14 protein-coding genes are annotated in these 12,218 nt (G+C 72.7%); 10 read left to right on the top strand and 4 right to left on the bottom strand.

Annotated elements, in window-relative coordinates:
* Positions 1 to 363: 363 nt before the first annotated feature.
* Complete coding sequence (idi, locus tag QUG93_RS10270; protein ID WP_289473806.1) at positions 364 to 906, bottom strand: isopentenyl-diphosphate Delta-isomerase; 543 nt, start codon at positions 904 to 906, stop codon at positions 364 to 366.
* A 21-nt stretch (positions 907 to 927) separates the two neighbouring features.
* Between idi and QUG93_RS10265 the strand changes: the two genes are divergently transcribed.
* The 7 genes from QUG93_RS10265 (at position 928) to QUG93_RS10235 (ending at position 7,679) form a co-directional block, all read left to right on the top strand.
* Positions 928 to 1,986, top strand: a complete 1,059-nt coding sequence (locus tag QUG93_RS10265; protein WP_289473805.1) for a polyprenyl synthetase family protein — start codon at positions 928 to 930, stop codon at positions 1,984 to 1,986.
* Positions 1,983 to 2,900 (top strand): phytoene/squalene synthase family protein, encoded by a 918-nt coding sequence (locus QUG93_RS10260; RefSeq protein WP_289473804.1) that lies wholly within the window; start codon positions 1,983 to 1,985, stop codon positions 2,898 to 2,900. Before QUG93_RS10265 ends, QUG93_RS10260 begins: the two co-directional genes overlap by 4 nt.
* On the top strand, positions 2,897 to 4,555 hold the full coding sequence (gene crtI / locus QUG93_RS10255) for a phytoene desaturase family protein (protein WP_289473803.1): 1,659 nt from the start codon (positions 2,897 to 2,899) through the stop codon (positions 4,553 to 4,555). Before QUG93_RS10260 ends, crtI begins: the two co-directional genes overlap by 4 nt.
* A complete protein-coding gene (locus tag QUG93_RS10250) occupies positions 4,555 to 4,914 on the top strand; it encodes a lycopene cyclase domain-containing protein (RefSeq protein ID WP_289473802.1) in 360 nt (119 codons plus the stop codon). Before crtI ends, QUG93_RS10250 begins: the two co-directional genes overlap by 1 nt.
* Entirely contained in the window at positions 4,911 to 5,429 is a 519-nt protein-coding gene (locus tag QUG93_RS10245; protein WP_289473801.1) for a lycopene cyclase domain-containing protein, read from the top strand. The genes QUG93_RS10250 and QUG93_RS10245 overlap by 4 nt, the downstream gene beginning before the upstream one ends.
* A complete protein-coding gene (locus tag QUG93_RS10240; protein WP_289473800.1) occupies positions 5,426 to 6,352 on the top strand; it encodes a prenyltransferase in 927 nt (308 codons plus the stop codon). Before QUG93_RS10245 ends, QUG93_RS10240 begins: the two co-directional genes overlap by 4 nt.
* A gap of 283 nt (positions 6,353 to 6,635) precedes the next feature.
* Entirely contained in the window at positions 6,636 to 7,679 is a 1,044-nt protein-coding gene (locus tag QUG93_RS10235; RefSeq protein WP_289473799.1) for a Gfo/Idh/MocA family protein, read from the top strand.
* A 631-nt stretch (positions 7,680 to 8,310) separates the two neighbouring features.
* On the opposite strand, the gene QUG93_RS10230 is transcribed toward QUG93_RS10235, so the two are convergent.
* Positions 8,311 to 9,051 (bottom strand): MBL fold metallo-hydrolase, encoded by a 741-nt coding sequence (locus QUG93_RS10230; RefSeq protein WP_289473798.1) that lies wholly within the window; start codon positions 9,049 to 9,051, stop codon positions 8,311 to 8,313.
* A 63-nt stretch (positions 9,052 to 9,114) separates the two neighbouring features.
* Here QUG93_RS10230 and QUG93_RS10225 point away from each other — a divergent pair, with 63 nt between their 5' ends.
* The 3 genes from QUG93_RS10225 to QUG93_RS10215 all read left to right on the top strand — a co-directional run bounded on the left by QUG93_RS10225 (position 9,115) and on the right by QUG93_RS10215 (position 11,513).
* The gene (locus QUG93_RS10225) at positions 9,115 to 9,636 is read left to right on the top strand and encodes a hypothetical protein (protein WP_289473797.1); all 522 of its coding nucleotides are present in this window, start codon (positions 9,115 to 9,117) and stop codon (positions 9,634 to 9,636) included.
* Between the two features lie 3 nt (positions 9,637 to 9,639).
* Positions 9,640 to 10,701: a YihY/virulence factor BrkB family protein gene (locus tag QUG93_RS10220; RefSeq protein ID WP_289473796.1), complete on the top strand. Its 1,062-nt coding sequence runs from the start codon at positions 9,640 to 9,642 to the stop codon at positions 10,699 to 10,701.
* 113 nt (positions 10,702 to 10,814) lie between these two features.
* Positions 10,815 to 11,513: an SDR family oxidoreductase gene (locus QUG93_RS10215; protein WP_289473795.1), complete on the top strand. Its 699-nt coding sequence runs from the start codon at positions 10,815 to 10,817 to the stop codon at positions 11,511 to 11,513.
* A 53-nt stretch (positions 11,514 to 11,566) separates the two neighbouring features.
* On the opposite strand, the gene QUG93_RS10210 is transcribed toward QUG93_RS10215, so the two are convergent.
* Together QUG93_RS10210 and QUG93_RS10205 are read right to left on the bottom strand one after the other, a co-directional pair.
* Positions 11,567 to 11,971, bottom strand: a complete 405-nt coding sequence (locus QUG93_RS10210; RefSeq protein WP_289473794.1) for a PIN domain-containing protein — start codon at positions 11,969 to 11,971, stop codon at positions 11,567 to 11,569.
* A complete protein-coding gene (locus QUG93_RS10205; protein WP_289473793.1) occupies positions 11,968 to 12,198 on the bottom strand; it encodes a type II toxin-antitoxin system VapB family antitoxin in 231 nt (76 codons plus the stop codon). The genes QUG93_RS10210 and QUG93_RS10205 overlap by 4 nt, the downstream gene beginning before the upstream one ends.
* Positions 12,199 to 12,218 lie beyond the last annotated feature (20 nt).

Here is a 12,218-nt window from a genome sequence, read left to right as displayed (position 1 = left end):
GTCGTGCTCCTCGTGCTCGGGAGCAGGCAGGCGCGAGTCCCCGGGCCGGCCGGGGCAGGGCGGGCACGCCCTCCGGTCGTTGCGGAGCGGAGCGTGCGTCAGCGAACGGGCACGGCGACGACCGGGGCGGTCGTCCGGCCCGATCGAGGATGGTCACCCGACATCGCGCCTCACCTGCCCTTCGGTTCGTCCGTGGCCGCCAGGGCGCGACCGACGGGCAACGCTACTCCGCGAGCGGACGCACGTCGAGCCGGGGGCAGGCAGGGCGCAGGCAGGGCAGGACGCCGGCAGGGCGGGGCGCCGGTGGGGCGGGGCGCCGGTGGGGCGGGGCTGGGCAGCGGTCCGCCCGGTGGTGCGGGTCGGTCAGCGGGTGACGTGCAACCCCTGCTGCTCGAGCTCGGCGAGCTGCCAGCCGAGCCACGGGCTCCACGCGAAGGGCGCACCCGCGACGGACTCGCGCAGCGACTCCTCGGAGACCCAGGCGTACTCGGCGACCTCGTCGTCCGCGGGGGCGGGCACGTCGTCCGTGACCGCGCGGAACACCGGGCAGACCTCGTTCTCGACGATGCCCGAGGCGTCGACCGCGCGGTAGCGGAAGTCGGGCAGCACGAGCTCGACGTCGCGGACGGTGATGCCGAGTTCGCGCGAGGCGCGGCGGGCGATCGCGTCCTCGAACGCCTCGTCCGGGCCGGGGTGGCCGCAGAACGTGTTCGTCCAGACGCCCGGCCAGGTCTTCTTGGTCAGCGCGCGACGGGTCACGAGGACCTGACCGTCGGTGTTCCGCACGTGGCACGAGAACGCGAGGTGGAGGGGCGTGTGGTCGGTGTGCACCGCGAACTTGTCCGCGGTGCCGACCGGGGTACGGTCATCGGCGAGCAGGACGACGGTTTCCGGGAAAGTGTTCATCTGCCCCGATAGGTTAGGCCAATGAGCGAGGAAGCGGCCACCGTGGCGCACATCGACCTCGCACTGGTCGACGACTGCATCGAACGCTTCTTCGCGGTGTCGTCGGCTCGTGCGCGTCGGTTCGGCAGACCGTCCGAGGAGCTCTGGCGCGTGCTCCGCAAGGCGAGCATGGGCGGCAAGCGGTTCCGGCCCCGCATGGTGCTCACCGCGTACGCCGGCCTGGGCGGCACCGACGCCCACGCCGCCGCCAACGTCGCCGCCGCGTACGAGCTGCTGCACACCGCACTCGTCGTGCACGATGACGTCATCGACCGCGACTGGTCGCGCCGTGGCGAACCGAACGTCGCCGGGTCCTTCCGTGACACCGGCACCACCGGTGGGCTCGCGCTGCCCACCGCCGAGCACCGCGGGCTGAGTGCGGCCGTCATCGCGGGTGACCTCGCGCTCGCCGCCACGACCCGGTTCATCGAGGCCTCCGGCGTGACCGGCGAGCGTCGGGAGCAACTGCTCGAGATCCTCGACGACGCGGTCTTCGCGAGCGCCGCGGGCGAGATGACCGACGTCGACCTCGCCCTCGGTGTGATGCCCTCGGTCGACGAGGTCCTGGCGATGGAGCGGGCCAAGACGAGCGTGTACTCGTTCGAGGCGCCGCTGCAGTCCGGTGCCGTGCTCGCCGGCGCCCCGCAGTCCGTCGTCGAGGCGCTCGGTGCCTTCGGGCGCGAGGTCGGCATCGCGTACCAGATCGTCGACGACCTGCTCGGGGTCTACGGCGACGAGACCGTCACCGGCAAGTCCGTGCTCGGTGACCTGCGCGAGGGCAAGCGCACGATGCTCATCGCCCACGCGGCGACCACCGACTGCTGGGACGACATCGCCCCGTACCTGGGCGACCCCGACCTGACCGAGGAACGCGCGGTCGAACTCCGTGCGACCCTGGAGACCTGCGGCGCGAGGTCCGCGGCCGAGGCCCGGATCGCCGAGCACGCCGCCCTCGCCCGCGCCGAGCTCTCGGCCCTGCCCTACGAGCTTGCCGAACGACTGGAGCACCTGGTGTCCGAACTGCTGGAGCGCGTGCGGTGACCCAGACCGCACCGCCGCGTCTGCCCCTGTACGACGCGACCGCCGAGGCTGCGTCCGGCGTCGTGATCGAGCGCTACTCGACGTCGTTCGGGCTCGCGAGCCGACTCCTGACGAAGGACACCCGCGAGCACATCCGGAACGTCTACGCCCTGGTCCGCGTGGCGGACGAGGTCGTGGACGGCCCGGCGACCGAGGCCGGTCTCGACCACGACCTCGCCCGCACCGTGCTCGACGAGCTCGAGGCCGACACCGAGCGGGCGATCGCGCTCGGCTTCTCGGTGAACCCCGTCGTGCACGCGTTCGCCCGCACCGCCCGCACCACCGGGTTCGGACCCGAGCTGACGAAGCCGTTCTTCGCGTCGATGCGGATGGACCTCGAGCGCACCGAGCACGACCAGGAGTCGTTCGACCGGTACGTGTACGGCTCGGCCGAGGTCGTCGGCCTGATGTGCCTGCGCGCCTTCGTGCACCGCGCCGGCCGGCCGACGTTCGACGACGCCGTGCTCGTGGACGGCGCCAGGGCCCTCGGCGCCGCGTTCCAGAAGGTCAACTTCCTGCGGGACCTGCACGCGGACTTCGAGGTGCTCGGCCGCTCGTACTTCCCGGGCGTCGACGTCCGCACGTTCGACGAGGGGACGAAGGAACGCCTGGTCGCCGACGTGCAGGCGGACCTCGACCGCGCCGCGCTGACCGTGCCGCTGCTGCCCGCCGACGCGCGCAAGGCCGTCGGGCTGGCGCACGCGCTGTTCCAGGAGCTCAACGACCGCATCGCCGCCTGCCCGGCGGACCGACTGGTCACCACGCGGGTGCGCGTGCCGAACCCGGTGAAGGCGCGGCTGGCCGCGCAGGTGCTCGCCGGGCGCGCGCCGCTGCGGTCGCGCGTGACCCACCACCGGCCGGGAGGCTCCTCGTGACCCCGCCACGCGCCTCCCGTCCGACCGCCCCCGGCTCGAAGCGCACGGTGCCGGCCCGACGTGCCGTCGTCGTCGGCGGCGGCATCAGCGGACTGGCGTCCGCCGCGCTCCTGGCGCGGGACGGGTACGCCGTCACGGTGCTCGAGCAGCGCGACCAGCTCGGTGGCCGTGCCGGCTCGTGGGAGCGGGACGGCTTCCGGTTCGACACCGGGCCGTCGTGGTACCTCATGCCCGAGGTCTTCGACCACTTCTTCCGGCTGCTCGGCACCACCGCCGACGCCGAGATGGACCTGGTGGAGCTCGATCCGGGCTACCGCGTCTACAGCGAGGGACACGACGAGCCGATCGACCTGCTCGCCGACCGCGAGGCGAACATCGCGCTCTTCGAGTCGATCGAGCCCGGCGCCGGCGAGCGGCTGCGGAAGTACCTCGACTCCGCCGAGGACACCTACGCGATGGCCGTCCGTCGGTTCCTCTACACGACGTTCCAGGACCTGACGAAGCTCGCCGCACCCGACGTGCTCCGTCGTCTGCCGAAGCTCGCCCGCCTCCTGCTCCAGCCGCTGTCGACGTTCGCCTCGAAGGCCGTGCGGGACCGTCGGCTCTGGCAGGTCCTCGGCTACCCGGCGGTGTTCCTCGGGACGAGTCCGTACGCGGCGCCGAGCATGTACCACCTGATGAGCCACCTCGACCTGGCCGACGGCGTGCTCTACCCGAAGGGCGGCATCACCGAGGTGATCTCGGCCGTCGAGCGGGTCGCCCGGCGCGAGGGCGCCGCGATCACCACGGGCGCGGCCGTCGAGCGGATCGTCGTCGAGGACGGGCACGTCACGGGCGTGGTGCACCGCGACGCGTCCGGTGCGTCGCACACCGTGCCCGCCGACCTGGTGGTGAGCGCCGCCGACCTGCACCACACCGAGCTGCACCTGCTCGACGCGGATCACCGGACCTACCCGGAGCAGCACTGGCGGAAGCGCGACCCGGGGCCGAGCGCCGTGCTCGTCTACCTCGGGGTCGACGGCCCGGTGCCCGGACTGCTGCACCACACCCTGGTCTTCACGGCCGACTGGGAGGCCAACTTCGGCGCGATCTTCGGGAAGGACCGGCACGTGCCGGACCCGGCGTCGATCTACGTCTGCGCGCCCTCGCTGACCGACGACACCGTCGCACCCGAGGGGTCGAGCAACCTGTTCGTCCTCGTGCCACTGCCCGCCGACCTGTCCATCGGCAAGGGCGGCGTCGACGGGGCCGGCGACGCCGAGGTCGAGCGGATCGCCGACCGTGCCATCGACGTCATCGCGGAGCGCTCCGGTGTGCCGGACCTGCGCGACCGGATCCGCGTCCGTCGCACGATCGGTCCGCAGGACTTCGCCGACGACTACAACGCGTGGAGCGGCTCGATGCTCGGGCCGGCGCACACCCTGGCGCAGAGCGCGTTCTTCCGCGAGAAGAACGTGTCCGGCAAGGTCGAGGGGCTCTACTACGCGGGTGCCTCGACGACGCCGGGGATCGGCCTGCCGATGTGCCTGATCAGCGCCGAGGTGCTGCTCAAGCGCATCCACGGTGACACCTCCACCGAGCCGCTGCCGACGCCGTTGCCGGCGTCGGGGCGGGCCGGGGCGTCGTCGTCGGTGTCCGCCCGGTCCGCGGGCTGATGCCGGGGGCGTACCTCGCCGGACTCGTGGTGTCGATCGCCGGCATCGCCGTGCTCGACGCCCGGTACCGGTTGTTCTTCTGGCGGAGCCCCGTGCGGGCCGCGGCCGTGATGCTGATCGGGCTCGTGTTCTTCCTGGTGTGGGACGTCGCCGGGGTGCACCTCGGCATCTTCTTCATCGGGCACAACGACCTGCTGACCGGGGTGTTGCTCGCACCCGAGGTGCCGCTCGAGGAGGTCTTCTTCCTCGTGCTGCTCTGCTGGACGACGATGGACCTGTTCGGAGCCCTGCGCCCCGTCGTGGCCCGGTGGCTCGACCGGTCCCGCCCGGACCACGTCGACGAGGGACGTCGCTCGTGACCGGGACGACGACGTACGCCCTGCTCGCGGTGCCGTTCCTGGCGGTGGCGGCGCTCGTCGCGGTGGCTGCCGGCATCGTCGCCGCCCGTCGTCGCGGGGTCGGCGAACGCCGGGTCGGTGGTCGGTGGGTCGGCATCGTCAGCGCCGTGGTCGCGGGAGCGGTCCTGCTCGTGATGACCGGCGTCTTCAACAACGTCATCGTCGGGCTCGGGATCGTCGCGTACGACCCCGCGCTCGTCTCGGGCGCGCGCATCGGCCTGTTCCCCGTCGAGGACCTCGCGTACTCGATCGGTGCCGCCCTGCTGCTGCCGAGCTCCTGGGTCCTGCTCGAGCGCCCGGGCACCGAGCGCCCGGACAGCGAGCGCCCAGGGACCGATCGCCCGGACACCGGGCGCCCTGGTACCGAGCGCGCGGGCCGCGCGGTCGGTGCCGCGCGGCCGGTACGGTCGGAGCGCCCGCGCCGGCCGTCCCGCCGACCGGACCAGCCACCCCGCCGACCGGAGGAGACCCCGTGACCGTGAGCAGTGCCTCCAGACCGTCGACGCTCCGCGCGCTCTTCGTGTCGTCGCGGCCGATCAGCTGGGTGAACACCGCCTACCCGTTCGGCGCCGCCTACCTGCTCGGCAGCGGGGTGGGCGTGGACGGCGGTGGCGGCTTCTCGCTCGTCGCGTTCCTGGTCGGCGTCGTGTACTTCCTCGTGCCGTACAACCTGGCGATGTACGGGATCAACGACGTCTTCGACTACGAGTCCGATCTGCGGAACCCGCGGAAGGGCGGGGTCGAGGGGGCGCTGCTCGACAAGAGCGTGCACCGGGCCACGCTGTGGGCGGTCGTCGTGACGAACGTGCCGTTCCTCGTCGCGCTCGTCGTGCTCGGCGCCCTGAGCGGCAACGGGCCGTGGTCGTGGCTGGTGCTCGCGATCAGCGTCTTCGCGGTCGTCGCGTACTCGGCACCGGGGCTCCGGTTCAAGGAGAAGCCCTTCCTCGACTCGCTCACCTCGTCGACGCACTTCGTGTCGCCGGCGGTCTACGGGCTCGCGCTCGCCGGCCCGCACTGGACGCCGGCGCTCGTCGCGGTGTGCGTGGCGTTCTTCCTGTGGGGCGTGGCCTCGCACGCGTTCGGCGCCGTGCAGGACGTCCTGGCCGACCGGGCCGGTGGCATCGGCTCCGTGGCGACCGTCATCGGGGCCCGGGCCACCGTGCGCCTGGCGTTCGTCGCGTACCTCGTGGCCGGCGTCGCGCTGCTGTTCTCGGACTTCCCGGGGCCGATCGCCGCGGTCGTGGTGATCCCCTACGCCCTCAACGTGCTGCCGTGGTGGAACGTCACCGACGCGGGGGCGGAGGCGGCGAACGCGGGCTGGAAGCGCTTCCTCTGGATCAACTACCTGGCGGGGTTCATCGTCACGATGGCGCTCATCGCATACGCGTTCACGCACTGACGCGGCCGCGGCGGGCGCACCGGGCGCGCCCGGTCCGCCCGCGCCGCACCCCGCCCGTCCCGCCGAGGTTCCGAAATTCCGGAACATCGGCCGGCTGGACGGCGAGTCGTGGAACCTCGGCGCGGCACACGCGGCGAGTCACGGAACCCCGTTGACGAACGTCCGGGCAAGCCGGGCGAGCCGGGCCCGCCCGGCGGTCCTGCACGCCGCGTCCGGGGCCCCTGACAGACTGGACGCACGCGCCGCGGGAGTCGTGGTGCGCCGGTCACGAAGGAGTGCACGCATGACGGTCCGCATCATCCACGTCGGTCTCGGAGGTTGGGGCGGCAACTGGGCCCGCACCGCCATCCCGCAGGTCACCGAAGTGGAGGTGGTCGGGCTCGTCGACCCGGTCCCGGCGACGCTGGACGCCGTGCGCGCGGACCTCGGCCTGCCGGAGACCGCCGCGTTCGCCTCGCTCACCGAGGCCCTCGCCGCGGTCGAGGCCGACGCCGTCGTCATCACCGCACCGGCCGTCACCCACGTGCCGCTCGCGCTCGAGGCGCTCGAGGCCGGCAAGCACGTGCTCGTCGAGAAGCCGTTCGCCAACTCCACCGAGGAGGCGCTCACCGCCGTCCGCCGCGCCGAGGAGCTCGGCCTCGTGCTGCAGGTCAGCCAGAACTACCGCTGGTACCCGGCGCCGCGTGCGGTCAAGGAGCTGCTCGCGGCGAAGGAGCTCGGCGAGCTCTCGGCGATCAACATCGACTTCCGGCAGTGGGACAACGACCAGCCGGTCGAGACCTACCCGCACTACCGGTTCCCGCACCCGATGATCAACGACATGGCCATCCACCACTTCGACCTGATCCGCATGGTGACGGGGCAGGAGGCCGTCCGCGTCTACGCCCGCGCTTCGTACCCGTCGTACAGCAAGTACCAGGACGAGGCCGTCACCTCGATGATCATCGAGCTCGAGGACGGACTCGTCGTGAGCTACCGCGGCAGCTGGCTCTCGCGCGCGCCGAGGACCGCGTGGGCGGGGGAGTGGAGCATCCAGGGCGAGGACGGTGAGATCTGGTTCACGAGCCGCGACGGGTCGCCGAGCGAGATCGCGGGCGACCGGGTCACGCTGCGCGCCGACCAGGACGCCGAGGCCGAGGCCGTCGAGCTCCCGACGCTCGAGCACACGGACCGGCAGGGCGGGCTGCAGGCGTTCGCGCGCTCGGTCGAGGGCGGCCCGGCACCGGAGACGAGCGGACGCGACAACCTGCGGAGCCTCGCGATGATGGAGGCAGCGGGTCGCTCCGCAGTGTCCGGCGTCCCCGAGGACGTCGTCCTGCCCGAGTAGGCCGCCTCGGGTCCCGGGCACACCTGGTGGCTTCGGGTGTACCTGGTGGTTCCGGGCGTACCTGGGTCCGTGCGTACCTGGTGGCTTCGGGCGTACCTGGTGGGTCCGGGCGTACCTGGTGGTGGCTTCAGGCGTACCTGGCGCTTCCGTGCGTACCTGGCAGACACTGGCGCACCTGGCAGTTCCGGGCGTACCTGGTGAATCCGGGCGTACCTGGTGGCTCCGTTCGACCCGGTACGCCCGTTCCCACCAGCCATCGCGACCGTTCTGGGAAGGAACGGGCACGCGGGAACGCACGTCACGACGGACGGGAGGCACGGGGCGGCGCCGCCACGCGCCTCCCGTCCGTCGTGCACTCGGCGTCACTGCCGCGCGAGCGACAGACGGACGCCTCTCCCGCGCATCCTGTCGCTTCCGCGCCACGGTCAGAGCGACGCCGGCCCCGCGCCGCCCCGCGCCGCGCTACGCCCGCGCCGCGCTACGCCCGCCCCGCGGCGCGGCGCGGCCGCCCCGGCCGAACGCGGGCCCGTGGCCGGGCCCGCTACGCGACGCCGGCCACGCGGCGCGCCTGCGCGGCCGCGGCGCGGCCGCGGCGCGGCCGCCCCGGTCGAAGGGCCCGTGACCGGGCCCGCTACGCGACGCCTGCGACCCGCCGGGCCTGCGCGACCGCCGCGCGGACGCCCCGGTCGAACGCGGGCCCGTGGCCGGGCAGGACGTGCCGTGCCTCGGTGTCCTCGAGGCGGGCGAGCGACGCGACCGCGGTGTCCACGTCGGCGGTCGCGGCCGGGGCGACGATCCGCGGCCCGATCCCGCCCGTGTACGGGTCGAAGGTGACGAGGGCGTCGCCCGCGATCAGCGCGTCACGGTCGGCGAAGTGCAGCGCGACGTGCCCGTCGGTGTGCCCGGGCGTCTCGATGATCCACGGGTTCCCGGGGACCTCGGCACGGGACACCATCGGCTCGGTCTCGTCGATCCCGTCGACGGTGGCCGCACCGGCGAGCAGCATCCGACCGAGCGGCGCGAGCCCGCCGGGGTGCACCGCGACGAAGCCGAACCGGTTCGTCTGCGGCCGGTACGAGTACGGGTGCGCGGCGAGGTCCCGGTCGCCCGGGTGCACGTGGACGGGCGTGCCCCACTCCCGGTGCATGCGCGCCGCGGTGCCCACGTGGTCGAAGTGCCCGTGCGTGAGCAGCAGGGCCTCGACCCGGGCCGGCGAGTACCCGAGGTCGTGCACGGCGAGCAGCAGGTGTGGCCACACGGCGGGGAGCCCCGCATCGACGACGAGCAACCGGTCCCCGGTCTCGACGAGGTACGTGTTGGTGTGCGCGATCTCGAGGCGGTGGATCCCCTCGGCGACGTCCCGGAACAGCATGGCCTGCACCGTAGACCGCGGCTGCTGGAGGCGGTACCGGACCGATCCTGGTAGGCACGACACATGGCCAAGGACAGCATCCCCGAGCTGGAGCTCGCGAACGTGCGCACGCGCGAACGCCTGACCGACAGCGTCACCGAGATCAAGCGGCGCTCGGACGTTCCTGCTCGCGCCCGGCTCGCGGTCGCGAAGACCCGGCAGCGCTGGCACCGCGACCCCACCCCGCTCGTGGCGATGGGCGTCACCGCGGCGGCCGGGATCGCGGCGATCGTCCTCGGCACGCGCATCGGCCGGACGGACGCCGGGCACCTGGACCGCCCCGCTGCCTCGACGGCGTTCACCGCGCTGCTGCCGTTCGGCGCTCGGGGCGGGTTCGACGCCGACCAGGCGAAGGACGGGCGCAAAGGTCGGAAGGCCCGCCGCAAGGCGGCCGAGGAGTCCCTCGAGCGCGACCCGGTGCACAAGAACCGGGTGAAGCAGCGCGCGGGCATCGCTGCCGTGCAGCGTCGGGCGACCAAGAACCGCAAGCAGGCCGCGAAGCGGTCGAAGGCAGCGGCGAAGGCCGCGGCGAAGGCGAAGGGCTAGACGATGGCGCGCAAGGAGCAGGACCTCCAGCAGGACATGCAGCACAAGCCGTCGCCCGACGACCCCCGGAAGCCGGACAGCCCGACGGACCTCACCAAGCCGTCGTTCACGTACACGCTCAAGAAGACGCTCCGCGAGTTCTCGAGCGACCAGTGCACCGACCTGGCGGCGAGCCTGACGTACTACACGGTGCTCGCGCTCTTCCCCGGGCTGCTGGCCGTGGTGTCGATCCTCGGGCTCGTGTCGAACCCGAAGGACACGATCGACAGCCTGCTCGAGGTCATCACGAACGTCGGGGGCGGCCAGGTCGCGGACCTGCTCCGGAGCCCGGTCGAGGGCCTCGTCCGCTCGCCCGCGGCGCCGATCACGTTCATCGTCGGTGTGCTCGGTGCGCTGTGGTCGGCCTCCGGCTACGTCGGTGCCTTCGGCCGCGCGATGAACCGCATCTACAACGTCCGCGAGGGCCGACCGATCTGGAAGCTCCGCCCGACGATGCTCGGCGTCACGGTGTTCACGGTCGTGCTGCTCGTCGTCGGTCTGCTCGTGCTCGTCTCCGGACCACTCGCCCGGGCCTTCGGCGACGTCATCGGGCTCGGCGACGTCGCGGCCCTCGTGGTGTCGATCGTGCAGTGGCCGATCCTGCTCGCGGTGATGATCGTCATCGTCGCGGTGCTCTACTACTGGGCGCCGAACGTCCGCCAGTCGAAGTTCAAGTGGGTCAGCGGCGGTGCCCTGGTCGGCATCGGCATCTGGATCATCGCGAGCGTCGGGTTCGGCTTCTACGTCGGCAACTTCTCGAACTACAACGCCACGTACGGCTCCCTCGGTGGTGTCATCGTCTTCCTGCTGTGGATCTGGATCACGAACAACGCGCTGCTGTTCGGCGCGGAGTTCGACGCCGAGCTCGAGCGCGGACGCCAGCTGCAGGCCGGCATCCGCGCCGAGGAGGACATCCAGCTCCCCGAGCGCGACACCCGCCAGATCGAGAAGCAGGACGAGAAGCACGCGCAGGACGTGCTCGAGGGGATCAAGATCCGCGAGAGCGCCGGTCGCACGAAGGACTGACGGGTCCGGCGCGGCGCGCGCCGGTCCTGCACCGGCGCGGCCGTGACCGGCGCTCGTCCACAGCCTGGAGGCGCGGTGCCGCCCCGCCTCGCCGGCTCCGTAGGGTGGGACGCATGACCGACACCGCACCTGCCGCCGCCCGTCCGACCGCACTCGTCACCGGGGCGACCCGGGGGATCGGTCGGGCGATCGCGCTCGACCTCGGCCGGACGCACCACGTGCTCGTCGGTGGGCGGACGGCAGCGGCGGTCGACGAACTCGTCGCCGAGCTGCCGAGCGCGGCGCCGTTCGTCGGGGACCTCGGTGCCGGCGACGTGCCCGCGCTGCCCGGCCGGCTCGACGTCCTCGTGCACAGCGCCGGGGTCGAGCAGGGCACCCGGATCGCCGACACGTCGCGCGAGGTCTGGGAGCAGGTGTTCGCGACGAACGTCTTCGCCGTCGCCGAGCTCACCCGCCTGGCGCTCCCTGCGCTCCGAGCGGCGCGCGGCATCGTCGTGCCGATCAACAGTGGCTCCGGGTTCACGGCGGGCCCCGGTGGCGGGGTCTACGCGGCGTCGAAGTTCGCGCTCCGGGCCTTCGCCGACGCCCTGCGTGAAGAGGAGCGGGCGAACGGCGTCCGGGTGTCGAGCGTGCACCCCGGCCGGACCGACTCGGACATGCAGCGTGCCCTGACCGAGAAGCTCGGCGAGGACTACGACACCGCGTACTACCTGGCGCCCGAGGACGTCGCTGCGGCCGTGCGGACCGTCGTCGACCTGCCGGAGCGCGGCACGATCGAGTCGCTCGCCATCCGGCCGACCCGGAAGCGCTGACCCCGGGCGAGCGGCCGGGTGCGCCCTCGGCCCCTGGTCGAGCGGCCGGGCTGTCAGGCCTCGGGGAGGTACTCGTGTGCGAAGGACGGGACGACCGCGGCGATGTGGTCGAAGTCGTGATCGGCGGTGAGCACCACGGCCGCGTTGGCAATCGCGTACGCGGCGATCTGCACATCGACGGTCCCCGCGCCACGGACGTAGCCGCCCGCCCAGAGAGCCGTCTGGATGGCGAGGACGTCATCGACGCCGGGGTGTTCATCGGCAGGGAGCCACTGCGCCATGTCCTCCCGGAACGCGGCGTGCTCGTCCGCATCGCGCGCGGAGAAGCAGTACTCGAGCACCTGTGGCGGGCAGGCCAGGATCAGGTCCCGTGCAGCGATCTCCTGCAACCGCCGCGTCATCGCCGGGAACCGTGCCGCCTTCCACCAGACGGAGTTGTCGACGATGAACGCCGTCACGCGTCGTCAGCGGGGACGCCGGGCGAGCGGTAGTGCACGACGGGCGCGTGCGTCTGCTCGTCGGTGAACGTGCGGCCGAGGATGCGCTCCACGGCTGCTGGCTGACGGCGGACGGCGATCAGCGTCTGCAGTGCGCGTGTCACGACGTCTCGGTTGGTCCGCGCTCCCGTGAGCGACTTGGCGATGTCGAGGACGTCCGGATCGAGATCGATGGTCGTCACGGTCATGATGTGCTCCGCTCTTCTGG

It is taken from the genome of Curtobacterium caseinilyticum (assembly GCF_030363035.1).
Taxonomy (GTDB): Bacteria; Actinomycetota; Actinomycetes; order Actinomycetales; family Microbacteriaceae; genus Curtobacterium; species Curtobacterium caseinilyticum.
Note: the sequence above shows the minus strand (reverse complement) of the source record. Positions and strands in the feature narration are given on the sequence as shown.

What these genes read in the sequence shown, in the direction of transcription:
- QUG93_RS10265 (WP_289473805.1), top strand. Translation starts at nt 928, where the DNA reads ATGAGCGAGGAAGCGGCCACCGTGGCGCACATCGACCTCGCACTGGTC.
- QUG93_RS10235 (WP_289473799.1), top strand. Translation starts at nt 6,636, where the DNA reads ATGACGGTCCGCATCATCCACGTCGGTCTCGGAGGTTGGGGCGGCAAC.
- QUG93_RS10230 (WP_289473798.1), bottom strand. Translation starts at nt 9,051, where the DNA reads ATGCTGTTCCGGGACGTCGCCGAGGGGATCCACCGCCTCGAGATCGCG.
- QUG93_RS10215 (WP_289473795.1), top strand. Translation starts at nt 10,815, where the DNA reads ATGACCGACACCGCACCTGCCGCCGCCCGTCCGACCGCACTCGTCACC.
- QUG93_RS10225 (WP_289473797.1), top strand. Translation starts at nt 9,115, where the DNA reads ATGGCCAAGGACAGCATCCCCGAGCTGGAGCTCGCGAACGTGCGCACG.
- idi (WP_289473806.1), bottom strand. Translation starts at nt 906, where the DNA reads ATGAACACTTTCCCGGAAACCGTCGTCCTGCTCGCCGATGACCGTACC.
- QUG93_RS10205 (WP_289473793.1), bottom strand. Translation starts at nt 12,198, where the DNA reads ATGACCGTGACGACCATCGATCTCGATCCGGACGTCCTCGACATCGCC.
- QUG93_RS10250 (WP_289473802.1), top strand. Translation starts at nt 4,555, where the DNA reads ATGCCGGGGGCGTACCTCGCCGGACTCGTGGTGTCGATCGCCGGCATC.
- QUG93_RS10220 (WP_289473796.1), top strand. Translation starts at nt 9,640, where the DNA reads ATGGCGCGCAAGGAGCAGGACCTCCAGCAGGACATGCAGCACAAGCCG.